Source organism: Burkholderia sp. 10_S31, from assembly GCF_056930375.1.
The window spans coordinates 2,010,072-2,032,378 of the sequence record NZ_JBXOWK010000003.1; the positions used below are offsets into that span (position 1 = coordinate 2,010,072).

The 22,307-nt window shown below is 59.7% G+C and carries 19 protein-coding genes and 4 pseudogenes; 3 read left to right on the forward strand and 20 right to left on the reverse strand.

Features of this window, described 5'->3' with window-relative positions; translation table 11 throughout:
* Positions 1–123: 123 nt before the first annotated feature.
* From AC1Z3W_RS29490 to AC1Z3W_RS29520, 7 genes and pseudogenes are all read right to left on the reverse strand, one after another.
* A pseudogene (locus AC1Z3W_RS29490) lies at positions 124–349 on the reverse strand (FAD-binding protein); the annotation flags it as partial.
* A 35-nt stretch (positions 350–384) separates the two neighbouring features.
* Positions 385–1,365: an NADPH:quinone oxidoreductase family protein gene (locus AC1Z3W_RS29495; RefSeq protein ID WP_483509051.1), complete on the reverse strand. Its 981-nt coding sequence runs from the start codon at positions 1,363–1,365 to the stop codon at positions 385–387.
* Positions 1,366–1,770: 405 nt separating this feature from the next.
* Entirely contained in the window at positions 1,771–3,012 is a 1,242-nt protein-coding gene (locus AC1Z3W_RS29500; RefSeq protein WP_483509053.1) for an acyl-CoA dehydrogenase family protein, read from the reverse strand.
* Positions 3,013–3,036: 24 nt separating this feature from the next.
* Positions 3,037–3,264, reverse strand: coding sequence for an SDR family oxidoreductase (locus tag AC1Z3W_RS29505; RefSeq protein WP_483509613.1), 228 nt, complete (start codon positions 3,262–3,264; stop codon positions 3,037–3,039).
* 15 nt (positions 3,265–3,279) lie between these two features.
* Positions 3,280–3,399 (reverse strand): annotated as a pseudogene (locus AC1Z3W_RS29510) (histidine phosphatase family protein); the annotation flags it as partial.
* Positions 3,400–4,015: 616 nt separating this feature from the next.
* Positions 4,016–4,225 (reverse strand): hypothetical protein, encoded by a 210-nt coding sequence (locus tag AC1Z3W_RS29515; RefSeq protein WP_483509054.1) that lies wholly within the window; start codon positions 4,223–4,225, stop codon positions 4,016–4,018.
* 403 nt (positions 4,226–4,628) lie between these two features.
* On the reverse strand, positions 4,629–5,240 hold the full coding sequence (locus AC1Z3W_RS29520) for a TetR/AcrR family transcriptional regulator (RefSeq protein WP_483509055.1): 612 nt from the start codon (positions 5,238–5,240) through the stop codon (positions 4,629–4,631).
* Between the two features lie 532 nt (positions 5,241–5,772).
* Between AC1Z3W_RS29520 and AC1Z3W_RS29525 the strand changes: the two genes are divergently transcribed.
* Entirely contained in the window at positions 5,773–6,810 is a 1,038-nt protein-coding gene (locus AC1Z3W_RS29525) for a porin (protein ID WP_483509615.1), read from the forward strand.
* Positions 6,811–6,833: 23 nt separating this feature from the next.
* Complete coding sequence (locus AC1Z3W_RS29530; protein ID WP_483509056.1) at positions 6,834–7,058, forward strand: hypothetical protein; 225 nt, start codon at positions 6,834–6,836, stop codon at positions 7,056–7,058.
* 159 nt (positions 7,059–7,217) lie between these two features.
* On the opposite strand, the pseudogene AC1Z3W_RS29535 reads toward AC1Z3W_RS29530, so the two are convergent.
* Positions 7,218–7,457: pseudogene (locus AC1Z3W_RS29535) on the reverse strand (amino acid ABC transporter ATP-binding protein); the annotation flags it as partial.
* Between the two features lie 68 nt (positions 7,458–7,525).
* Between AC1Z3W_RS29535 and AC1Z3W_RS29540 the strand changes: the two are divergent.
* Positions 7,526–7,862: pseudogene (locus AC1Z3W_RS29540) on the forward strand (helix-turn-helix domain-containing protein); the annotation flags it as partial.
* A 724-nt stretch (positions 7,863–8,586) separates the two neighbouring features.
* On the opposite strand, the gene AC1Z3W_RS29545 reads toward AC1Z3W_RS29540, so the two are convergent.
* From AC1Z3W_RS29545 to AC1Z3W_RS29600, 12 genes are all read right to left on the reverse strand, one after another.
* Positions 8,587–10,242 carry a flavin-containing monooxygenase gene (locus AC1Z3W_RS29545; RefSeq protein ID WP_483509057.1) on the reverse strand — a complete coding sequence of 552 codons (1,656 nt, stop codon included), beginning with the start codon at positions 10,240–10,242 and terminating at the stop codon, positions 8,587–8,589.
* A 103-nt stretch (positions 10,243–10,345) separates the two neighbouring features.
* Positions 10,346–11,560 carry an ABC transporter substrate-binding protein gene (locus tag AC1Z3W_RS29550; protein WP_483509058.1) on the reverse strand — a complete coding sequence of 405 codons (1,215 nt, stop codon included), beginning with the start codon at positions 11,558–11,560 and terminating at the stop codon, positions 10,346–10,348.
* 383 nt (positions 11,561–11,943) lie between these two features.
* The gene (locus tag AC1Z3W_RS29555) at positions 11,944–12,954 is read right to left on the reverse strand and encodes a branched-chain amino acid ABC transporter permease (protein WP_483509059.1); all 1,011 of its coding nucleotides are present in this window, start codon (positions 12,952–12,954) and stop codon (positions 11,944–11,946) included.
* A 9-nt stretch (positions 12,955–12,963) separates the two neighbouring features.
* The gene (locus AC1Z3W_RS29560; RefSeq protein WP_483509060.1) at positions 12,964–13,845 is read right to left on the reverse strand and encodes a branched-chain amino acid ABC transporter permease; all 882 of its coding nucleotides are present in this window, start codon (positions 13,843–13,845) and stop codon (positions 12,964–12,966) included.
* 96 nt (positions 13,846–13,941) lie between these two features.
* Positions 13,942–14,658 (reverse strand): ABC transporter ATP-binding protein, encoded by a 717-nt coding sequence (locus AC1Z3W_RS29565; protein ID WP_483509061.1) that lies wholly within the window; start codon positions 14,656–14,658, stop codon positions 13,942–13,944.
* On the reverse strand, positions 14,651–15,406 hold the full coding sequence (locus tag AC1Z3W_RS29570; RefSeq protein WP_483509062.1) for an ABC transporter ATP-binding protein: 756 nt from the start codon (positions 15,404–15,406) through the stop codon (positions 14,651–14,653). The genes AC1Z3W_RS29565 and AC1Z3W_RS29570 overlap by 8 nt, the downstream gene beginning before the upstream one ends.
* A gap of 31 nt (positions 15,407–15,437) precedes the next feature.
* Positions 15,438–16,190, reverse strand: coding sequence for an SDR family NAD(P)-dependent oxidoreductase (locus AC1Z3W_RS29575; protein ID WP_483509064.1), 753 nt, complete (start codon positions 16,188–16,190; stop codon positions 15,438–15,440).
* A gap of 20 nt (positions 16,191–16,210) precedes the next feature.
* Positions 16,211–17,107: an SMP-30/gluconolactonase/LRE family protein gene (locus AC1Z3W_RS29580; RefSeq protein ID WP_483509065.1), complete on the reverse strand. Its 897-nt coding sequence runs from the start codon at positions 17,105–17,107 to the stop codon at positions 16,211–16,213.
* Positions 17,108–17,246: 139 nt separating this feature from the next.
* A complete protein-coding gene (locus tag AC1Z3W_RS29585; protein WP_483509066.1) occupies positions 17,247–17,807 on the reverse strand; it encodes a nuclear transport factor 2 family protein in 561 nt (186 codons plus the stop codon).
* A gap of 15 nt (positions 17,808–17,822) precedes the next feature.
* Positions 17,823–19,940, reverse strand: a complete 2,118-nt coding sequence (locus AC1Z3W_RS29590; RefSeq protein WP_483509068.1) for an acetate--CoA ligase family protein — start codon at positions 19,938–19,940, stop codon at positions 17,823–17,825.
* A gap of 10 nt (positions 19,941–19,950) precedes the next feature.
* Positions 19,951–21,060, reverse strand: coding sequence for an acyl-CoA dehydrogenase family protein (locus tag AC1Z3W_RS29595; RefSeq protein WP_483509069.1), 1,110 nt, complete (start codon positions 21,058–21,060; stop codon positions 19,951–19,953).
* Positions 21,061–21,062: 2 nt separating this feature from the next.
* Positions 21,063–22,292, reverse strand: a complete 1,230-nt coding sequence (locus AC1Z3W_RS29600) for an acyl-CoA dehydrogenase family protein (RefSeq protein WP_483509070.1) — start codon at positions 22,290–22,292, stop codon at positions 21,063–21,065.
* Positions 22,293–22,307 lie beyond the last annotated feature (15 nt).

Sequence of the window (22,307 nt, forward strand, 5' to 3'; positions counted from 1 at the left end):
ATGGTATCCGTTCGCAAAACCGGTATTGACTGACCGATATATTGTGGCACTCATTGCATGCCTGACCTGCGAACTCGGCGCTACGATGAAGTCAATCCAGAATTGGTCTGACAAAGCGATGGACAGGCCTTGGACGAGCCCGCAATCCGCCATACTGAAGATCGGCACCTCCGCTTCCTTGTTGGTCGCCACGTTCACCTTCGAATCACTTCATCCCCGCCAGATGTTGGATTGCCCCAGAGAGGCTCACCGCCACGTTCCGCCACAACGCGACGATCTCGCCCGTCTGCCCCACCTGATAGTCGTCCGGCTCGAAGCTCGCGTCCGCCGCCCAGCGCGCGGCTCCCACCGGCCGTCGGCGGCCCGGCCTGACGACTCGGCGGTTCACGCGTCAGGCAAAATCACCACTTTGCCCTTGACCTGCCGATTCGCCATTCGGGTGATCGCGTCGACCGCGTCGGCAAGTGGCACACGCTCCGTGATGACGGGGCGCACCTTGCCCTCAGCAAACCATTCGGCAAGCAGGCGCATATTGGCCGCGTGCTGCGCCGGATCGCGCCGAACCGCGTCGCCCCAGAACACGCCGAGGATGTCTCGCTCCTTGAGGAGCGCCAGATTCAGCGCGATTTTCGGGATCTCGCCAGCGGCGAAGCCCACCACGAGGAACCGGCCGCGCCATGCGGTCGCTCGCAACGCGGCCTCGCTGTTCGAGCCGCCAACCGGGTCGTAGACGACGTCGACACCGCGCCCCCCGGTCAGCTCGTTGACCCGGCGGCGGAGGTCGTCGGTCGCATAGCAGATCGTCTCATCCGCGCCCGCGTCGCGGGCAAGCGCCAGCTTGTCGTCTGTCGACGCTGCAGCGATGACACGCGCGCCGAGCGCCTTCGCGATCTCGATCGCGGCGTACCCGACGCCACCCGCCGCGCCCAGCACGAGCAATGTCTCGCCCGGCTGGAGTCGCGCTCGCTGTTGAAGCGCATGCAACGACGTCCCGTAGGTCAGCGTGAACGCAGCACCCTGATCAAAACTCATCCCGGGCGGCAGCGCGGCGAGTTGGCTTGCGTCGGCGACACACTGTTCCGCGAACGCGCCGTAGCCGGTCCATCCGATCACGGCGTCGCCAGACCGCCATGCCGTCACCCCTTCACCGACTGCGTCGACTACGCCGGCAAGCTCCGCGCCGGGCGAGAACGGCAGCGCCGGCTTCACCTGGTATAGCCCCTGAACGATCAAAGCATCGGGAAAATTGAGTGAAGCGGCCTTCACGCGAATCCGCACCTGACCCTCGGCCGGTTCGGGAATCGCGGTATCCTCGAACCGCAAGCGGTCGATCGGACCGAAGGAGGTACAGAGCAAAGCTTTCATGCGCTTCATTCCTCGTTGTGCGGCATGGAGAGCCGCTTCCTGTTACTGTTATCTCGGCAGGAGCCATGGAATCACGCTATTGCCCGGCTCGTGCAACAAGTCCTCACATTTGACGGCGCGCGGCGCAACGTGCTCGCCGCCCGACGGCCAAGCGCACAAACAAGCGAGGCACGCACACAATGGCCGTCGGCAACCCAATCAGCTCGGGCAGACAAGCAATGTGTCGTCAATCAGCCGAGTCCCGCATCAACTGCTCGCGCAACCCCTGGTTGCCACAATTCCGGTCGACGTTGTGATGCCATTAGCAGTAGCAGTCCAGGTCGGGCACCGCCAAAGCCAGATCGAGAATGCGCGCCAGGTAGCGCCGCGGCGCGGTCTTCGCGATGCCGTGCGGACTCGCGCCCATCAGCCACACGGCAGCGTCAGGTACGGCGCCATCGATCCGGGCGTTGCGTCCTTGATCTCCATTCGCGCGATCGTCTGCAGATGCACCTCGTCCGGACCGTCCACAAAGCGCAGCGCGCGGCCCCAGGTCCAGTGATCGGCGAGCGGTGTGTCGGGGCTGATGCCCATCGCACCGAACACCTGCATCGCGCGGTCGCACACGTTCGTATGCACGGTCGGCACGAGCGCCTTGATCATCGAGACCTCCTTGCGCGCGGCCTTCGCGCCGACCTTGTCGATCATCCACGCGGCCTTAAGCACGAGCAGGCGCGCCTGGTCGATCTCGATGCGCGAGCGCGCGATCCATTCGCCGACCGTGCCGTGCCGGTTCAGCGGCTTGCCGAACGCCTGGCGCGACTGCGCGCGATCGATCATCAGTTCCAGCGCGAGCTCCGCCGCGCCGATCGAACGCATGCAGTGATGGATCCGGCCCGGCCCGAGGCGCGCCTGCGCGAGCGCGAAGCCACTGCCTTCTTCGCCGAGCAGGTTGCTCGCCGGCACGCGCACGTTGTCGAACGTGATCTCGCAGTGCCCTTCCGGCGCGAAGTGGTTGAGCACCGTGATGTTGCGCACGACCGTCACGCCCGGGGTGTCGCGCGGCACGAGGATCATGCTCTGCTGCTGGTGCGACTCCGCATTGGGATCGGTCTTGCCCATCACGACGAAGATCCGGCATTCCGGGTGTGCGGCGTTCGTGATGAACCACTTGCGGCCGTTGATCACGTAGTCGCCGCCGTCACGCTCGATGCGCGTCGTGATATTGGTCGCATCCGACGACGCGACGTCCGGCTCCGTCATCGCGAACGCCGAGCGGATCTCGCCGCGTAGCAGCGGCACCAGCCACTGCTCGCGCTGCTCGGGCGTCGCGAACATGTGCAGCAGTTCCATGTTGCCCGTGTCCGGCGCGTTGCAGTTAAACACCTCCGGCGCCCACGCGACGCGCCCCATGATCTCGGCGAGCGGCGCATATTCGAGGTTCGTGAGGCGCGTGCCCGGCTCGTCGCCCTTCAGGTGCGGCAGAAACAGGTTCCACAACCCTTCCTCCTTCGCGCGCGCCTTCAGGTCTTTTATGAAGGACACCGGGTAGCGGCCCGCATGGACCTCGTCGGGCCATTGACAGATGCGCGGCACGATTAGCTCGTCCATGAATGCACGCACGCGGCGGCGGAGATCTTCCACCTTCGGGGTATAGCCAAAGTCCATGATCGTTTCCTCGATTCCGTTCGATTAGAAGGCCGAGACACCGCCGTCGACGACGACGGCCTGCCCGGTTAGATAAGAATTTTCTTTCGCGCACAGCATCAGCGTCGTCGCGACGACTTCCTCCGGCCGACCGAGGCGCTTCATCGGCGAGCCCCGCGAGAGCATCTGGCGGATCTGGTGCCTCATCTCGAAGAACACGCCTTTCGCATTGACCGCAAACATCTTTGTCATATTGACGGCCGCGGCCTTCATGGTCGAATAGACGTCTTGCCGAGAAAAGTATTCTCTGAGCCAGAATCCTTGCTGCTCCCCCAGCGCGGAAAGTCTGACGTAGTTTTCCGTGCCGAATGATGCATGTCTGTGCCGTACTAGATAGAGTTCGGTCATCGCATGATCGTTAAATCAGGAGCACCCAGCATAGCGATCACGCATTCATTTTTGAACTTTATTTCGTGAATACCACCCCATTCACGAAGATGACTCACCCTGGCGTATTGCTCTGTACTGCGAATCGTCAATTCACTTTCTCTGACGATCCAAATCACTGACTGCCCATCGATCGCAACCGGATTCGACTAGATTGCTTTGACAGCGGTACCCATCGACGGCGCTTGACGTTCCTGCCACCGGACCGACCTTCTATCCATGAGGCTACCCCTTCTTTTGCGTACAGATGTACGCCCCAATGCAATGTTGTTATGCAAACAGGCCGTTTTCAGGACTCGCCTCACACGAGCCCTCAAAGTGGACCGAGCACCTTAAGTAACTAAGCACACACGTCACATCGGACTGATCACACTCGCAAATCGCGAGCTGGTTCTCAGTCTCTTAACGCCCTCAATCGGACGCCCCGCACATGTGCCTTCCTTTGCGAGCATTCCCACTCACATGGCATTTCGCTGAAGAATCAGGAAGTCGAAGCGCTACTTAAGCGAAAGCAATACGTGCTTCTCAAGAAAAGAAGCACGCAGACGGTAGCCACGGGGCTCGTCTTGCTCATTTCTCACGCATGAATCACGAAGACCCCGAAATACCGTTCGAACTTTTTGATGACGATGCGCGATGCGCCCGAACCGTCAACGATCACACATATCATCCGCACATTGGGAATTGCGCCGAGCGAGCGCGTTAGATGCGAAACGACCTCGCGCACGCCGTGATGTGCAGCAGCGTGCCCGATGAGATCCGATATCAATAGCTGGTGCTGCCGCATGAGCCCATTCATATGCGCCTCTTCCGCTCCATGCCAGTCAGTGTGAAGCGACGTCGACACTCGCGGCCGGCCGTGGCAAGAATCCTCCATGCCTTATGGATCGGCGATTGCACCAATGAACTGCGGCGCGGACACGCGTTGCTGCATGACGTCGTGAGAATGTGAACCGGGAACGGTAGGAGACTTCGATTTGACGAAGCACCGCGAGCCCATGGCTCGCGAGGGAAAAGACATGCGAACGTGTGCGGTATTGACGGAATGTCGGTGGTAGCGGGAGGATTGGCGCAATCGCGGCATCGACCGGCGGATAGTTCCAATACTCAACCCGGATTGGGACGTCGCGATGCCTGCGGCACGTCCTGGCAAACCAAAAAGAAGTCTCGGTGAGTGTCCCTCCGCGAACTCACGATTTCTTTTTGGCGATTCCACTGTTCTTCTGGGAAGAAACCAAACCGAACAGCACCAAATTCACGTAGTCGGTGACGACCTCCGCCACCGTGAGGCGGCCGCCTGGTTTTTGCCAGCGGGCCAGCTGGTTGAGCGCGGCCAACAAGAGCTTCGTGGCGAGCGACGCGTCCACCTCGCGAAATTCCCCGTCCTTGACACCCTCCTCAATGCAGCGATGGAGTAGCCTTTCATAGGTGTCTCGCTGCGCCAAAGTCGTGTCGCGATCCCCGATGTTGCCTTGCCAAAAAGCATTGGACGAAGCAACCCATTCGTCGCGCCTATCTTCAAGAAACTGGGCCGACGCCGCCATGAAAGCGCGAACGCGATCGTTCGGTGTGTCGGCGCTCGCCACCGCCGTTTCAACGGTTTCGACCAACGAAGTCATGGAAGCAACGACGACCGTTTCGAGCAAGGCATCCTTATTTGGAAAATGATAATAGAGCGCGGCCTTGGTAATTTGCGCCTCTTCGGCAATGTCACGCAGCGACGTCCCCTCAAAGCCTTTGCTCGCGAACAGGCGCCGCGCAATGCTCAAGAGTTGTGCCGGGCGGTCGACTTCAGAAGTCATGGTGCTCCGCAATGATTAGTTCGGGTCCAACGCTCGCCGTTCACCATCCGGCCGGCAAGTAGGTGCGGTGCAAGTATAACGTCGGTGCGGCCCTCTGCAAATGGGGACATGTATCCCAGTTCCATCACATCACGGTAAACCCCGGGTTGTGGTGCGACACATTACGTTGTAGGCTAGTTTTACCTGTCGACAGGTAAGCTGCTTTGTTCCGATTCTGACCTGATGAATCTCGCACAACTCGTCAGCGGTGCCGAGCGAAGAGCAAACTGCGACACGGGAGTTCACGGACACGTGGCGACTTTCCGAGCCGCCGCACTGTCGACACGTGGACATGTCGATTCGCTGGCCATGACGAGCGCATTCACGTTGTGGACGTGATCATCGTCGGTCAAGCCACACGTCAATCGCGCCCGAGTCGACACACCAGGAACGCATATACGGAGACCATACATCTAACGAAATTACTTTTAACCCAAAAAATACGTATAACTAATTATTATTTTGGAGACGGTCAGTGAAAAAGTTATTTGTTATGGCAGTCGCAGCAGCTGCCCCAGTATTAGCACACGCACAGTCGAGCGTCACCCTCTACGGCGTCCTAGGAGGCGGCGTCCGGTGGACAAATAATATGAACGGCGGAACGGCGGTGAGCTACTCAAACATCCTTGCACCGAATCGATGGGGGTTGCAGGGCATAGAAGACCTGGGCGGCGGTCTAAAGGCGATCTTCGACGTTCAGAGCTACTTCCAGACCAGTACAGGTTCACTCTATTCGCCCAATGTGCTCTTCTATGGCAAAGCCTATGTCGGTCTCGACAGCGACTACGGCAAACTCACGCTTGGTCGGCAATTCAGCTCGCTCGAAGATCTGGCTATCACAATCGATCCGACCCACGTCGGCGGCGCTAGCGCCGCAATTACGCCGACCGGTATGCTAGTCACCAATGTGTTCACACACGACACGCGAGTCAACAATAACATCAAGTACGCGTACAAGACTGGCAACGTAGTTTTGAGCGCGAACTACGCACCAGGTGGTGTAGCCGGCAGCATGCGCGCGAACATGAACTACTCGTTCGAGGTACTGTACCAGAGCCCCACCTTGATGGGCGGTATCGCGTATCAGCGTACTTACAACGCCGACGCTTCACAGGTCGCTCAAAACTACTACGCGGGTGGTGGGTGGCAAGTCGGGACGGTCACGCTCTATCTCAGTTATCTCGTCTTGACGCTTGGACCGACTTCAGGCCAGGGTCCTCAGCGGCGCGATGAAATGCCGGCGGTTGGCATCGCGTGGCGCGTGACGCCGGCGTTCGTGTTTACTGCCGCGTTCTACGACGATATCGCCAAGAACCTCGGCAACGCTCAGGGCGCTAATGGCCACAAGACGACGGCCTACGCGATCGCGCAATACTTCCTGTCGAAACGTACGTCGGTTTACGCCGAATTTGATCGCAACACCTTTACCGGCGCATATCAGAGCGAACCGCTTAACCTCGCGTTGTTCAATCGGAACCCCTCAACCACGTCCGCCATTGGTTTCTCAATTGGCATCAACCACACGTTCTGATGCCCGAACGCGGTTGAATCAGCATGCTTCGTCGCAATCGTCCGTGTACCGAAGCCTGCTGGCCGGTCGCGTACCCGTCCCAACGTCTCGCGCGCCAAGCCGACGCCCGGGACGACGGTCGTTTACGCGACAAGGTCGCTTTACTCCAAGTTGATATCGTCGTGCCCGAAATGCTGGTTTTGGGCACCCAGAGTGACGAGCGCGCCCGCATCGCACGTCTGGTCGATTTCCGCGGAATCGTGATTTAACGAAACCGATCAGTTTCCGAGTTACGTGCCAGCCGGCCAACGTAGCATTCGAGTGCGCCACGACACGTGCGCCAGAGAAGCACTTAATGCAGGCGGGTTGAGGAGATGGTCTGCGGCCGCAAGGCCAATGACTTTAGACGCAATCACGTTCGTGTGCCGTTAATGCGCGTTGATGTCCATTACGAAGCGCCTCGACCTATCATGTTTCGGATTGCTAAAAAAGTATTGTGGTTCAGAACGCTCCAGAATTCTGCCGTTGTCCATGAAAATCATGCGATCAGCAACTTCTCGTGCGAAATTCATTTCATGCGTGACACATACCATGGTCATTCCGCTGCGCGCTAGTCGCTTCATCACTTGCAGGACCTCACCGACCATTTCCGGATCGAGCGCGCTAGTGTAGCTCGTCGTAAATAATGCAACTTAACCGCGATTTGCGGGTCTCTTTGTGGAACGAGGGAGGACCCATGAGAATCGCGGCAAAAGTTGAGCTGAGCGAAGGCCAGCGCGAACAGCTGGAAATGTGGGCGGCAGGCCGGAGGGTCCCGGTTCGACTGGCCGAGCGTGCCAGGATGATATTGCTCGCGGCACATGGCCACACCGACAAGGAGATCGGTGAGCAGCTGGGTATCTGGCGAGGCACGGTGGCGCTGGCGGGCCCGCTTTATCGCCGACGGTGTAGCGGGTATCGAGCACGACAAGACACACCCCGGGCGCAAACCGAAAATCTCGGCGCGCAAGGTCAAGGCCATCGTGACGCTGACCACACAGCAACGCCCGGATAACGCGACGCACTGGAGCACGGGGGCCTTTGATTTTCATGCAAATTTCCGGTTAGGAGCGTTTAGCCCTGGCGCGAGTCCGCCTTGCGGCCCTTTATAAATTGCTTTTGTAATCAAGCACCTGCTGACTACCCGGCGTGGCTCATTTGCAGACACCATCTGCAATATCAATTCAGTGGTCAGGTTAGGCTCGGCGACTCGCGCTCGAGGCGTGCAGATCACTAGCGCGACTTGGGGTGATCGTACCCTTTCGTGCAAAAAGTGGTGGTGATCAACCGAGGAGCCGCCTGCAGCAAGGCTTTGCCGCTTTCCGCCTTTCGCAGGAACAGCGATATTGCAACTTATTCATTCGCAATGGTTTTTGCGCCCAGACCGCCAGATTCCACACGAAAGGTACGATCACCCCGTCAAGCAGTGATGCATCTCGAATCGAGTCGCGACAGCACCTCACGTTATCTCGCCGCGATCCCGGACACATCCAAGAAACCATGGCTTCAACCGAGGGGCGATCCCGCGCCGCAACATCGAATCAGTGGTAGCCGTGCTAACCCACGCGCCGACGACGCCTGGCGCGTAGCATCGCTTCGATACCCAAGTCCAGTAATAGAAAGCCGCCACGCGATAAGACGCACACCGGCGAAAAGGTTGAGGCTGCAGTGAATACGGCTTTCCCCCTCGAAACGAATTCAATCCGGCTGCCAGGTGCTCCCGAACCTAAAGAGCATCCCGGCCATTGCCAATCGGATTCAATCGTCAGCCGAAACCGCCTCCTTCACCGGCTCAAAAGCGAAGTCGCGGTAACCGTCTTTTGCGGCGGCCGCGTGATCGCGGTACCGGTGGAAGCCGCCCGCGAACAATGTGAGCCCTTGCGGCTTATCCTTCACGTTGGCGCCAACGTACCACGTCTTCGCCTTCGAAAGGAGGCTGCGTTGTGCAAGAACCCGGACGAGTTCCATCCAATTGGCCTCCGCCTTCGGGGTGGGCTCGACAGTGGCAAGACCATAGGCCGCCATATGCATGATGACGTCGCCGATCCAGTTCACGTCATGCTCGCTGATCGTGACAATGTTCGCGAGGGCGGCCGGCCCATTCGGCCCTGTCGTCATGAAGAGATTCGGAAAGCCCTCCATCATCAGCCCTAGGTGCGAACAAGCGCCTTCGGCCCACTTCTCCTTCACGGTGCGCCCATAACGCCCCTCGACATCAAAAGCGAGCAGCGCGCCAGTCAGACCGTCATAGCCCGTCGCGAAGATCAGCACATCAAGCTCGATTTCGCCCGATTCCGTGCGAACGCCGTTCTCGGTGATCTCGACGATCGGGTCCGAGAACAGGTCGACAAGGTGAACGTTCGGCTGGTTGTACGTCTCGTAGTAATCGGTATCGAGACAAGGACGGCGTGCGAAAATCGGGTAACCTCGCGGCTTGAGCTTCTCCGCCGTGATCGGATTTTTCACAATCTCGCTTATCTTGTTGCGAACGAAGTCGGCCACCTCATCGTTGGCTTCCTGGTTCGTCAACAGGTCGGAGAAAGAGCCAAGGAAGTGCAAACCGCCGGTCTTCCACGCATCTTCCATGATGACCGTGCGCTGCTCACGCGGCAAGCTGAAGAAAGGCCGAGTGATTTGCGGCCGCACGCCTCCCACCGCACTATTGCGAGCCGCCTCGCGAATACCCGCATAATTCCGCTTGATCTCCGCTACGTGCTCGCACTCTAGCTTCCGATTGCGCATCGGCAGCGAAAAACTCGGCGTACGCTGGAACACATAGAGTTCGCCAACGTCCTTGCCCACCTCCGACACTATCTGAATGCCCGTCGATCCGGTGCCGATCACCCCAACCCGCTTGCCGGCGAAGGCGATTGCCTCATGCGGCCAGCGGCCAGCGCGCAACAGTTGTCCTTTGAAACGAGTGATGCCCGGAATATCCGGGTCCCGGGGAATCGACAACGGACCTGTCGCCATCACGCAATACGTCGCTTCGACGGTCTCGCCGCGATCGGTGGTCACTTGCCACACCTTTTTTTCTTCGTCCCACCTTGCTTTCGTGATGCGCGTATTGAACTGAAAGAGCTTGCGCAGATCCAGCCTGTCCGCCACGAAATTGAAGTATGAAAGGAGCTCGGGCTGGGCAGCGAACTGCTCAGACCAGGTCCACTCCTGCTCAATCTCTGGGGAGAACGAATAGCTGTAGTCGAAGCTCATCAAGTCGACGCGGGCGCCTGGATAGCGATTCCAGTACCACACACCGCCAACGCCACCACCGGCTTCGAATCCCAAGACATTCAGGCCAAGCTGACGGAAGCGGTACGCTGCGTACAAGCCGCCGAAGCCGGCCCCGACGACGACGACGTCCAGTCGCTTCGTTTCCTCATTCCCGCATGGGGTTTCAATGCTAATGCTCATATCTGCTCTTTTCGATCACGTGAATGATTGCTCCTCGGAGCGTCTGATACGCAATGTGCGCATGCGCTTCGAAGGGAGGGGTTGCAGCTGCCTTTCAATCCCGTCACTTCTGGGCGAAATCACATCCGCCCTCTGACAACGGACGATAAACCTGCTGTGGCGTCAACCTGCCCTTGATCTTGTAATAATCGAACGGATATTTCGACTCGGCTTTGGACTTCACCTCGACCATGTAAACAGGCGCCAGAACCTGGCCATCGGCGCGGATTCCGATGTTCTTCATTTCGAAATCGTTGATCGGCATCGCCTTCATCTTGGCCATTACCGCCTTACCTTCGTCGGTGCCGGCAGCCTGCACGGCCTTCAAGTAATGCAGCGTCGCGGTATAGGCGCTCGCCATGAGGTAGGTTGGTGGCACACCCTTATTTCGTGCCATGAAGCGTCTGCCCCAGGCACGCGTTTCGTCGTTCATATCCCAGTAGAAAGGCGCGGTGAACTGCAAGCCGTGAGCCACGTCAAGGCCCATTGCGGACACATTGTTGATGGTCAGACCGAACACAGACACGACATGCCCATCCCTTGCGATGTGGTATTCGCTGGCCTGCTTCAGGGCGTTGTCGGTATCCGATCCGGCGTTGAGCAGCACAACGGCTTGTGCCCCGCTCGCCTGTGCCTGCATCAGATACGACGAAAAGTCAGTGGTCCCCAGCGGATGCTTGACAGATCCGAGTACCCGGCCACCCGCCGCTTCGATCAGTTTGGTCGCGTCCGCCTGCATGACCGAACCGAAGGTGTAATCGACGGTGATGAAATAGAACGTCTTGATGCCTTGCTGCGTCAGGCTCTGCACACCGGCTTTCGCCAATCCGTAGCTGTCGAACAGAAACTCGACGTTCATTGGCGAGCAGGCCTTGCCTGTGAGCTCCGGCGTGCGCGGACCGACAAGCAAATACGGCTTCTCGTGCTTCTTCATCATTGCGCTGATCGACAGCGCGATCGATGACCCCGAGGCGCCCACTATGGTGTCCACCCTGTCGCGCTCGATCCATTCACGCGCGATATTCGTCCCAACGTCAGGCTTGTTCTGGTCGTCTGCGACGACTACCTCGATCGGCTTGCCAAGCACCTTCCCGCCAAAGTCATCGACAGCCATGCGCACTGCGACGGTGGAGCCCGGACCGCTATTACCCGAATAAGGGCCCGCCTGATCAGCCATCACCCCGATGCGAACCACACCATCGGAAATCTGTGCGTGCGCGGCGCCGCAAAGCAGCAAGGTGGCCGCGACGCCCGCGGAAATGTTCTTCGTAGAGCACATCACTCGTCGTCTCCAGTTTTTATGGGTGCATCGTTTTGCATCGAAACCTCGGGCGAGGTGGCGGGTTCAGCACCGGCGACGCCAGCTCCCCATCTCGCAACGCCTGAATCATACCTGCCGGCAGGTAAATTGTTGGGTTAAAAAAATGATAGCAACGGTTCGCCACCACGGCAACGGACACGCGCTAGGGGTTTTCCACTTTCCACCAGCGTGCGCGTCATGCCTTCGCCTGGCATCCGAGAAGCCGAACGACGCAGCGCATACGGCGGTCCGGCGCAAACACCCGCCAACCCCTTACTCCCGGCAAGGCCACGCTTGCAGATCGAATCCTTAGGGATGGCTAGGAATGAGGTGGAATCCGCTCGATTGTCATGCCTACCCGCTCACCGGCGATGCAAGTTGAGCGAGGCGCCACGCTTCGGTTCGTCTCTCGTCTCGGCCAGCACACGCGACTCGGCTCGACGGAAACGCCGTAGTCGGAGCTGCGCCTGAATCTGCCCCACGATGCCCTTGCGGAACAGCATCGCGATCACGACAAACACGAATCCCTGGATAATCGGCACCCATTCGGCCGCAAGCGCGAGGTAATGCTCCAGCGAAACGATGAGGAGCGCGCCAACCACCGGCCCTATCATCGTTTGTAGTCCGCCCACGACGCAGATCAGCAGCGCCTCGCCCGACGTGGCCCAGCTCAGGTCGGTCAAGGTGGCCAACTGGAACGCCAGCACCTTGGTCGCCCCCGCAAGGCCGGCAAGCGCCGCTGAGAGCGTCAAGGCGATCAGCTTGAAGCGGTTCACCTGATAGCCGAGTGATAAGGCACGCTCCTCGTTATCGCGAATCGCCTTGAGTACTTGCCCGAACGGCGAATGCACTGTGCGGTAAATCAGCCAGAAGCCAAAGCCGACCAGCGCCAGCGCGACGTAGTACATGTGCATGTTGTTGCTTGTGTCGATGTGAGCGAACAGCGGCGCGCGCGGCACTTCCTGAAAACCATCCTCACCGCCTAGCGCCGCAATCCGCAGCACGATGAAATAGACCAATTGCGCGAATGCGAGGGTGATCATCGAAAAATAAATGCCCTGGCAGCGGATGGCCAGCAAGCCGGATACGAAGCCGACGGCCGCCGCGGCCGCGACGCCAGCCAGGATACCCACCATGGCGTCGACGCCCCAGAACTTCAACACGTAACCGGTAACATAGCTGGCCACACCATAAAACATCGCCTGACCGAATGACAACAAACCCACGTACCCGATCAGCAGGTTGAGCGACGCTGCAAGAAGCGCGAAACACAGCAGATTGATGAGAAAGAGCGGATAAGCCACCAGAGGTGCGAGGCACATTGCAAGCGCGGCGACCACCAGCAACGCCGTCGTGAACAGGGATCTTTTCATCGGAACTCCTTAGACTCCCCGCCCGAAGAGACCCTTCGGACGTAGCACCAGCATAAGAATCATCACCACGAAAATAACAACGCCGGCACCATCGGGATAGACGAGCTTGGTCAGGCCCTCGACGAGCCCGAATCCGAAGCCCGTCACAATGGATCCGAACAACGAGCCCATGCCGCCCGTCACGATGACGGCGAATACAATGATGATGAGGTTGGCACCCATACTGGGGCTCACCTGATAAATCGGCGCGGCCATCGCACCGCCAAAGGCGGCGAGCGCGACGCCGAGACCGTAAGTTAGCGTCAGGATACGCGAAACGTTGACGCCGAAGGTGCGCAGCAAATCCGGATTTTCGTTGGCCGCCCGTAGGTACGAGCCCAGCTTGGTGCGCTCGATGAAATACCACGTGCCGAAGCAGACGACCAGCGCCACGCCAATCACCCAAAGCCTGTACGCTGGCAGGAAAGTGACGCCCACGTCCAGCCCGCCTCGTATAGGATTGGGATAAGGTTTGCCGCTAATCCCGAAGCGCAATCTGAATGCGCCCTCGACCAGCTGAGCCATGCCAATAGTGAGCAGCAGCGCATAGACATGATCGACGCGATACAGATGTCGAAGGAATGTCCTTTCCATTAGCATCCCGAGCAGGCCGACGACCACGGGTGCAATGATCAACGCCCAGCCATAACTCAGATTCCAATACTCCAGCACCCCCCATGCCACAAATGCGCCCAGCATGTATTGCGCGCCATGTGTGAAATTTACAACCCTCAGGATTCCAAATATGATTGCCAATCCAAGACTCATCAGCGCATAGAACGCCCCGTTCATGAGGCTGATTACCGTCTGCCCGATCAGTGCCGCGGGCGGCATGCCAAAAATCAAGTCCATCGGTAGTGTGTCTCCCATTCTTTTCTGGTACGGACGACGCTGGTCTCGTAGCAGCGATCACCGCACGACGCCGGCCATTGGCCGTGTGGCGCAACCTCAAATGCCAAGCAGCGATTCGATGCGCTGAAGCTTCGAATCGATCTCTTCCCGATTGAACTGGTCGACCACGCGCCCCTCTTCGATGACGTAGAAGCGATCGGCCAGGCGCGACGCGAAACGGAAGTTCTGCTCGACCATCATGATGGTGAAGCCGCGCTCCCTCAAGGCGCGCACGGCTTCGCCGATGCGCTTGACGATCACGGGCGCAAGGCCCTCAGTGCATTCGTCCAGCAGAAGCAGCCTAGAGCCCGTGCGCAGGATGCGCGCCATCGCCAGCATCTGTTGTTCGCCGCCCGACAGCTTCGTGCCCATGCTGTCCAACCGGCGCTGCAGATTCGGAAACAGCGCGTAAATCTCCGACACGGATAGTCCACCAGGTCTCAGTACCGGCGGTAACAGCAGATTTTCCTCGGTAGTCAGACTCGAAAAGATCCCGCGCTCTTCGGGACAGTACGCAACACCCAGCCGCGCGATTGCCTCGGGCGACAGATGCATACTTGGCGTACCGTTGATTTCGATCGAGCCGCTGCGCTTGACCTGGACGCCGACGATCGAGCGTAAGACGCTCGTCTTGCCAGCGCCGTTGCGACCGAGCAGACAAACGATTTCGCCGTCACGCACCTCTAATGAGACGCCGTCGAGTGCCCGCGTTTCTCCATAGTGAGCGACGAGGTTTTCAACCCGCAGACAGACATTGCCACCGCGCTCAGTCATGCTCGCCTCCAACATAAGCCTCTATGACGGCGGTGTTCCTGGACACTTCGTCGTAGGTGCCCTCCGCAAGCACCTCGCCCGATTGCAACACGGTCACACGATCGCAAAGATGCGCGATTACATTCATATTGTGTTCGACCATCAGCACCGTGCGCCCGCGCGCGACGCGCCCAATCAACTGCATGACTGGGGTAATGTCCTCGTGGCCGAGACCAGCCATTGGTTCGTCCAAGAGAATCATTTCCGGGTCGAGCGCAATAGTAGTGACAAGTTCGAGCGCGCGCTTTCGGCCATACGAAAGCGTCCATGCCGGCGAGTCGATCCACTGAGTTAATTCGACCATGTCGATCAGCTCCCGCGCGCGCTGGTCGAGCGCGCCCAGCACGCGCTCGTTGCACCAGAACTTATAGCTCCATCGGGTTTTCCGCTGAAGCGCGACGCGAACGTTTTCGAGCACAGTCATATGACTGAAGATCGCGGAGATCTGGAAGGAGCGAACAAGGCCCTGGTTGGCTAGCGCCGCTGGATTGCTGTTCTCGATCGAACGACCGTTAAAGCGTATGGTGCCCGCCGTAGGCCTCAGAAAAGTGGTCAATAAGTTGAAGCACGTCGTCTTGCCGGCGCCGTTTGGACCGATTAGCGCGTGGACGGAGTGCCGGCGCACACGCAAATCGACATTCTTGACCGCATGGAAGCCGCGGAACTGCTTGCACAGTCCGCTCGCTTCGAGGATATAGTTCCCGCTCATTGTCACAATGCTCCGGGTAGTCTGTTGCGGATTACATGAACGCCTGCGTCGCGCCGCCGTCGACCTTGATGCATTCGCCGTTCACAAAGTCGCTCTCCGGCGAGGCCAGGTAGTAGGCCGCCGCGGCGATGTCCTCGACGGTCCCAAGCCGGGGCATCGGCGTGCGAGCCTGACGCAGTCTGATTTTCTCGGAATCGACGTTGAGCTTGACGCCCTCCGTCGGTACGAAGCCCGGCGCCACCGCGTTCACGCGGATGCCGCGCGGCCCCAGGTCTGTTGCGGCCGAGCGCACGAGGCCCAGAACGCCAGCCTTCACACCGCAATACACGAGACCGTTGGGCAGGCCGATGAAACCTGCGGCCGAGGCGATGTTGACCACTGAACCACCCGCCTCCATGTACTCCGCGGCGACCTGGATACCCCAGACGACCGAATGAAAGCCGGTGCCGACCATGCGTTGTAGCATCTCCGGCGTGATTTCGCAGATTGGTCCATAGCGAACCCACATCGCGTTGTTGACCACGATGTCGAGGCGGCCGTGCTCAGTCTTAAGCGCGGCGGCCGCGCCGAAGAGGGTCTCACGTTGTGCGACGTCGCCCCCGAACGCGCTCGCCCGCCCGCCGGCTGCGCGAATCTCGTCGGCCGCCTGCTGCGCCAGATCCTGGCGCAGATCGATGATGCCGACGGCGGCACCGCCTTTTACCAGACGCTCCACAATCGCGCGGCCGATGCCGCGCGCGCCACCCGTCACAAGCGCCACGCGCCCATCCAGTTGCTTTTCCATCTCTATAGTCCAAGTTATTGTCACGAATGAAGCGGAACATCAGCGAAGCGCGATTCGATTAGGCCGCGCACACCGGTGCCTCGAATGGCCAACAGCGAGCCTGCATCGGGATGATCGCTACGCAGGACGTTTCCGCTATTGCTGATGCTGGTTACGTAAATCGTGTCGAGTTGTGCCCCGCCAAATGTGGGACAGCTCGGGTAGGGAATGGGCAAATCAATTAGGCGATCAAGCGCGCCTTCGGGCGAGAACCGTGCCAGTTGTCCAGAGAGGACAAGCGCGGTCCAGACAAAGCCGTCAGCATCCACTGTCGCCCCGTCCGGGCCGGACTTCAAGGCGCTCGTGTTGACGAAGGATTTTCGCTCACCGATCGACCCCGATGCGGTGTCGTAGCGATACCGCCAGATCTGATGGGCCAAGCTGTCCGCGAAATACATCCACTGCCCATCGGGGCTGAAGCAAGTGGCGTTTGAGACAAAAAAGCCCTTATCGAGTGTGCGCACCTCTCCGCTGGCATGAAGCTGGTAGAGCTCACCTAGAGGTTCGTGCCAGCCGAGCACCATCGATCCCACGCAGAAGCGTCCGGCACGGTCCACGCGTCCGTCGTTCAACCGCATTCCCGGCGCTGGATGACGAACCGATGAGAATGGCTCGAGCGCGCCGGTCTCTGTGTCGAGCAGATAGAACGCGTCGACCAATGCAACGAGCAATCGGCCGCTTTCGCACAACGCGATCGAGCCGACTTCATGGGGCATGGTCCAATGCCGCAACGTCCCCCGGTCCGGCTCCCAGGCATTCACGATCTGGGCCCGAGAATCGATCCAGAATAAGCGCTGGCCACGTTCGTCCCACAACGGACACTCGCCAAGCAGATCACGCGTGGACCCGGCCGATTCGATTGCGAGGGATGTATTCATGTCTTCCCACTGTCTCCATAGAATGACGCGACGTCGGCACAGCACCGTGCCGAGGACCGCGGGCGAAGCACTCGCTGTTGTTCTTGTGTTCTTGTCGTTGTTGAAAAAGACAAATCGCACGATGAACGCACGCCGCGCGTTACGCGGGATTCTCGGATTGCCCCGACGCGACACCCGCAAGCAGCTTATAAAGCGCATCGTCCGGATAGTGCGCTCCGCGCGGCTGTCGCGCGGCGCCGAATGCCTCATCGTCGGACGTGTACTGAATCGGCGTCCGACGCGCCCAGTCGTAAATCACCGTACGCGCCGCAACTCTCCACTCGCCTCCGCGCCGTTCGAAGCGGTCGAGATAACGGCCGCACAAAAATACCTCGAAGGCGCTCCCATTCAGATCCCGCTCTTCCTGAATGGCCTGGAAGTAACTTTCGACCGCTGCTACATTCCCCTTCAAATCGATTAGGACATTGCCGATCATGTGAAACATGCGTCCTGCGTGCTTGAGTCTGTCGACGGCCCAATCACAAAAGCCTGTGGCGCTTCCTTGATACGGCCCATGACGGTCTATCGCATCGGGCCAGTAGGTTGCACGCAATGCGGCCTCATCTCCTCGGTCGATCCCTCGGCAGTAGCGGTAGAGACGTTGCAGGATCTCCTCTCGATCGAGCAGACCTTGCGCAGCATCGGTGTCGGTTCGGATCATTCGAAATCTCCGAGATCACGAAACACGAGAACGCAACGCAATCACGGCATCCAGACACGCTGCGCCCTTCGCGCACACAACAAGCGGATTGATATCCACACTCTCGATCTCCGAGGCGTGCGTTACGGCGAATTGGGAGAGCTTGCACAGCGCGTCGACGAGCGCGGCCTCGTCAAGCAGTGGCCCTCCGCGCCAGCCCCGCATTAGCGCAGTCGAACGCACCTTGTCGACGAGTTGCGTAGCGCGGTCCTTCGACAATGGCGCAGATGCAAACGCGACGTCCCGATACATTTCGACGGCGGTGCCGCCGGAGCCATACATCATGATCGGACCGAACGTAGGATCCATGTGAATGCCGATGATCGTCTCGACGCCCCCCTTGACCATCGGCGCAATCAGTACGCCATCGAGGCGCGCGTCGAATTGAGCGCGGCGTGCGCGATCCATGAGCGTCGCAAACGCATCACGAACTGCATCGACATCAAGAAGATCAAGGATCACACCACCGATCTCGGTCTTGTGTACGATATCAGGCGACGAAATCTTCGCGACGACGGGAAATCCCACTTCTTGCGCGGCACGGACCGCCTCATCCGCGTCACGGCACAAATGCTCCGGCGGCACGGGAAGCCCCGCATTTGCGAGGGCGCGCTTGGCCATTGCCTCGGTGCCCACGTCGCCGAGCGGTGCGGCCACCTCGCTTGGCGGTGCGATCGCAAAGAGCTGCCGGCGGCGCACCACCATCTGGGCCGCACCGGCCACCGCGGCCACCGCGCGGCTCGGATCAGCGAAGACGGGAATGCCGATCGCCTCGAGCTTCCGGTCGGCCTCCTCTACAGATAGCATCACCGTCACCACATCCTTGCCAGGGTGACGCGCACGCAGCTCAGTCAGCGAATTCATATAAGTCGCCTCGAAGCGTGCCGGCGACAAGCCCACATGCGCAAGGTACGCGAACACAGTGCCATACGAGCTGTGCGTCAACATCACGTCAAGTGCTCGCACCACGCCGTCCGGTACCGCGGTCACCTGCGCCGTCATGTCGAGCGGATTCGCCGCGATCGCAAAGGGCAACAAATCGAGAGTCGCGCGCACGCCAGCCTCGGGGAGTGGCGGCATCTTCAATCCGAGCTCACCGGCCTCGTCCGTCATCAGCACGCCAATACCACCCGAGGCAGTCAGTACGCCAACGTCCAAGTTCGCTGGAAGGCGCCCCGTGACGGAGCATAGATAGGCGATGTCGAGCATCTCCTCGATCGAGCTGGGCCGGTACGCACCGCATTCCGCGAAGACCGTATCGTAGATGGCGTCGTTACCTGCAAGCGAGCCGGTGTGCGTGTTTGCCGCAGCCGCGCCGAGTTCGGTGCGGCCAACTTTCATGATGAGCACCGGCTTGCCCGCGGCGGCCGCTTTCAGCAAGGCTGCACGCAGCCGCTGCCCGTCACGGCACGATTCTAGTGCTGCGCAAATGACCCTCGTTTGCGGATCCTCGGCGAGATAGTCGATGCACTCTGCGACGTCGACATCGGCCTCGTTGCCAGTCGCTATGATCTTGCTAAACCCGAGGCCTCGCAGCGTCGCCATGCCATATGCCGCCGAGCCAAATGCGCCGCTCTGTGTCGCGAGGGCGATCGGCCCACCCTTCGGCTGCAAGCCGTAAAGCACGGTAGAGAAGGTGGCAAAATAACGGGTATCGACGTTGAGTAGGCCGAGCGCGTTGGGCCCCAACATGCGCACGCCAGCGTCGCGGCACATTCGAACGAGACGGTCTTGCATCTCGCGTCCGTTCGCTCCGACTTCAGCGAAGCCGGAGGTTAGTACGACAACGCTCTTGACACCTTTTGATATGCTGTCTCCAAGCGCAGACTCGACGCCCGACACGGGCACGACAATTACCGCCTGGTCAATCGCCCCGGGTACCTCGAGAACGCTCGCATAAGCCTTAAGGCCCTGAATTTCGCTTGCGCCACTTCTGTTGACGGGAAAAATTGTGCCTTCGAACCCTGACTCGATCAGGAAGCGAAGCAAGCGACCACCGATGCGGTCAGGATCCGACGAGGCGCCGATAACGGCGACCGATCGCGGTTCGAAAAACGAAGAGAGACTGTGCATATCGAAGTTCGTCGGGTTCAAGAAATATCGCTCACGCTGTCGCTTCGGCCGTGGCGTTCGCCGTCAGCCAGTCCAGGCATTGACCACGGTCGCCAAAGCGCAGACTACCCGCCAACGAATGCATGGCGAGGCGCGCAGCCAGCATTTCGGACGTCATGCCCATGCCGCCGTGCAACTGAATCGCGTACTCGGCGAGGCGACGGCTCACGCCTGCGCAATACAGCTTAGTCAGCGCGGTGTCGCGCACGAAGCCGGTTGATTCTGCCGCCAGTTCGATCTGCCGACGGACCATGCCGCGCGTGCTCTCGAAGGACACGTACATCTCGACCAGACGATGACGTAGCGCTTGGAAGCTCGCAAGCGCGACGCCGAATTGAATTCGCGTATTGAGGTATTCGATGGTTTGCTCGACCATCGCGCCTGCCGCGCCCACTGCCTGAACACAGGCGAGCAGACTGCCGGCCTGCAGCGCCATTGTGACCGCACGTTCGACCGTCCGGCCGCGCTGCACGATGTCGTCTTCGGTAATCGGCAAGCCGTCGAGCACAATGTCGGCCGTCGTGCTGCCGTCAAGGCCGACGAAGTAGCGCAGGCGCCCGGCTAACCGTTCGAACGGCAGCACCACGAGCGTATCGTGGCATCCATCCGCGGCGAGAACGTTAAAGAGAATGTGGCCAGCCGGTTCGCTGAGGTTTGCGCCTCGCAGTACACCGCTCAACATCAGGCCCTCATCGAGTCGCGCGGCATCTTTTGGACCCGGAAGCGCCTTGCCAGGCTGCAGCACCGGGCATGCAGATGCCTCGCCTGCGGCGATGGACTCCAGCAACGCACGTGCCCTCGGATGATCGACGGCCGCCGAAAGGAGGATCGGTGCGACCGCGCAGCGTTCGGCCAGAGGCGCCAGCATCACGTGACGCGCGCCCGCCTCGATCACGCCGGCCAATTCTTCGAGCGTCGCACCCGCACCGCCGTGTTCCTCGGCGACCACCACACCTTGCCATCCCAGCGCAAGCATCTGCAACCATTTACCGCTCGGCTGACCTGCGGCAGGATTGCCGGGCTCGGATTCCGGACTTGCAGCGAGACGCTCACTTGTATCGAACATGTCGCCAGGAAACATCGCACTAGCAAGGAAAGACATGATTAGGCTCCAAAGATGTTGCGCGCGATGACGTTCTTTTGCACCTCACTGGTGCCTCCGGCAATGGTGCGCGAGCGGAAGAAGAGATATGTGTGTACGAGTTGCCGCTCTAGTTCGAGCTCGTCTAAACCGTGAGGGTCCGGCTGGACAGGCAACAAACGTCCTCCAAACTCCGACGCACTTAGGTCGAACGCCAATCCTGCGATTTCTTGCGACAACTCCGAGCAGTGCAGTTTGAGTGCCGACGACTTTGACGACTGCAACGTCCCATGCATTTCTTCCTGTATCGCGCTCAGCAGCATTTCGCGTGCGCCATTCGCGGAAGCCTCTGCTTCGAGGAGACGTCCGAGCGCTTGCACCAAACTCGGCGTCGGACCTTCCATTCGGATACGACCGCGAATCAGTTCGCCGACCTGCTCGAGCTGACGCGCGAGCCGCGGCACCGTTGCCGGCGAAAGACGCTCTCGGTCCAGTAGGAACTTCGCGCACGTCCAACCCTGGCCTTCGTCCCCAATACGATTGAACAGCGGCACGCGTACATCCTTGAGAAAGACCTCGTTGACGTGATGCCATCGATCGATCGTCTCAATCGGACGGATTTCCAATCCCGGCGTATCCAGCGGGACGAGAAGTAGCGTGATGCCTTCCTGCTTGCGGCCCGCACTCGACGTGCGGACGAGCGTGTACATCATGTCGGCCTCGTGCGCATGCGAGGTCCAGATTTTCTGCCCGTTAATCACATAATGATCACCATCGAGCACAGCCTGGGTCTTTAGCGACGCGAGATCTGACCCGGCTCCAGGCTCTGAGTACCCCTGGCACCACCACTCACTGCCATCCACGATGCGCGGTAGGAAGCGCGCTTTCTGCTCCGCGGTACCGAAGTGCATGATGACGGGCCCAATGTGGCCGATTCCGTGGTGATACAACGGCGGGCAATCGAGTTGCGCCGTGATTTCTTCGAAGATATAGCGCTGGCGCAAGTCCCACCCGGTTCCGCCATATTCGAGCGACCAGCTTGGCGCGCCCCACCCACGAGCATGGAGAATCTGTTGCCAACGCGCAAAGTGGGCACGTCCCAGTTTCTGATTACTGCACACGACTTCGCGCAATTGAGCAGGACAATGCGTATCGATGAACTCGAGCAATTCCTGACGAAACGCGCCGTAGAATTCTTCGTCGCGCTCGCCGGTGGCGTCGCTTATCTCCACGCGGGTGTCAACAACGTTCATATGAATCCCTAAACG

Coding starts and splice junctions, on each gene's coding strand:
- AC1Z3W_RS29495 (WP_483509051.1), bottom strand. CDS start 1,365: ATGAAAGCTTTGCTCTGTACCTCCTTCGGTCCGATCGACCGCTTGCGG.
- AC1Z3W_RS29500 (WP_483509053.1), bottom strand. CDS start 3,012: ATGGACTTTGGCTATACCCCGAAGGTGGAAGATCTCCGCCGCCGCGTG.
- AC1Z3W_RS29505 (WP_483509613.1), bottom strand. CDS start 3,264: ATGAAGGCCGCGGCCGTCAATATGACAAAGATGTTTGCGGTCAATGCG.
- AC1Z3W_RS29515 (WP_483509054.1), bottom strand. CDS start 4,225: ATGCGGCAGCACCAGCTATTGATATCGGATCTCATCGGGCACGCTGCT.
- AC1Z3W_RS29520 (WP_483509055.1), bottom strand. CDS start 5,240: ATGACTTCTGAAGTCGACCGCCCGGCACAACTCTTGAGCATTGCGCGG.
- AC1Z3W_RS29525 (WP_483509615.1), top strand. CDS start 5,773: ATGGCAGTCGCAGCAGCTGCCCCAGTATTAGCACACGCACAGTCGAGC.
- AC1Z3W_RS29530 (WP_483509056.1), top strand. CDS start 6,834: ATGCTTCGTCGCAATCGTCCGTGTACCGAAGCCTGCTGGCCGGTCGCG.
- AC1Z3W_RS29545 (WP_483509057.1), bottom strand. CDS start 10,242: ATGAGCATTAGCATTGAAACCCCATGCGGGAATGAGGAAACGAAGCGA.
- AC1Z3W_RS29550 (WP_483509058.1), bottom strand. CDS start 11,560: ATGTGCTCTACGAAGAACATTTCCGCGGGCGTCGCGGCCACCTTGCTG.
- AC1Z3W_RS29555 (WP_483509059.1), bottom strand. CDS start 12,954: ATGAAAAGATCCCTGTTCACGACGGCGTTGCTGGTGGTCGCCGCGCTT.
- AC1Z3W_RS29560 (WP_483509060.1), bottom strand. CDS start 13,845: ATGGACTTGATTTTTGGCATGCCGCCCGCGGCACTGATCGGGCAGACG.
- AC1Z3W_RS29565 (WP_483509061.1), bottom strand. CDS start 14,658: ATGACTGAGCGCGGTGGCAATGTCTGTCTGCGGGTTGAAAACCTCGTC.
- AC1Z3W_RS29570 (WP_483509062.1), bottom strand. CDS start 15,406: ATGAGCGGGAACTATATCCTCGAAGCGAGCGGACTGTGCAAGCAGTTC.
- AC1Z3W_RS29575 (WP_483509064.1), bottom strand. CDS start 16,190: ATGGAAAAGCAACTGGATGGGCGCGTGGCGCTTGTGACGGGTGGCGCG.
- AC1Z3W_RS29580 (WP_483509065.1), bottom strand. CDS start 17,107: ATGAATACATCCCTCGCAATCGAATCGGCCGGGTCCACGCGTGATCTG.
- AC1Z3W_RS29585 (WP_483509066.1), bottom strand. CDS start 17,807: ATGATCCGAACCGACACCGATGCTGCGCAAGGTCTGCTCGATCGAGAG.
- AC1Z3W_RS29595 (WP_483509069.1), bottom strand. CDS start 21,060: ATGTCTTTCCTTGCTAGTGCGATGTTTCCTGGCGACATGTTCGATACA.
- AC1Z3W_RS29600 (WP_483509070.1), bottom strand. CDS start 22,292: ATGAACGTTGTTGACACCCGCGTGGAGATAAGCGACGCCACCGGCGAG.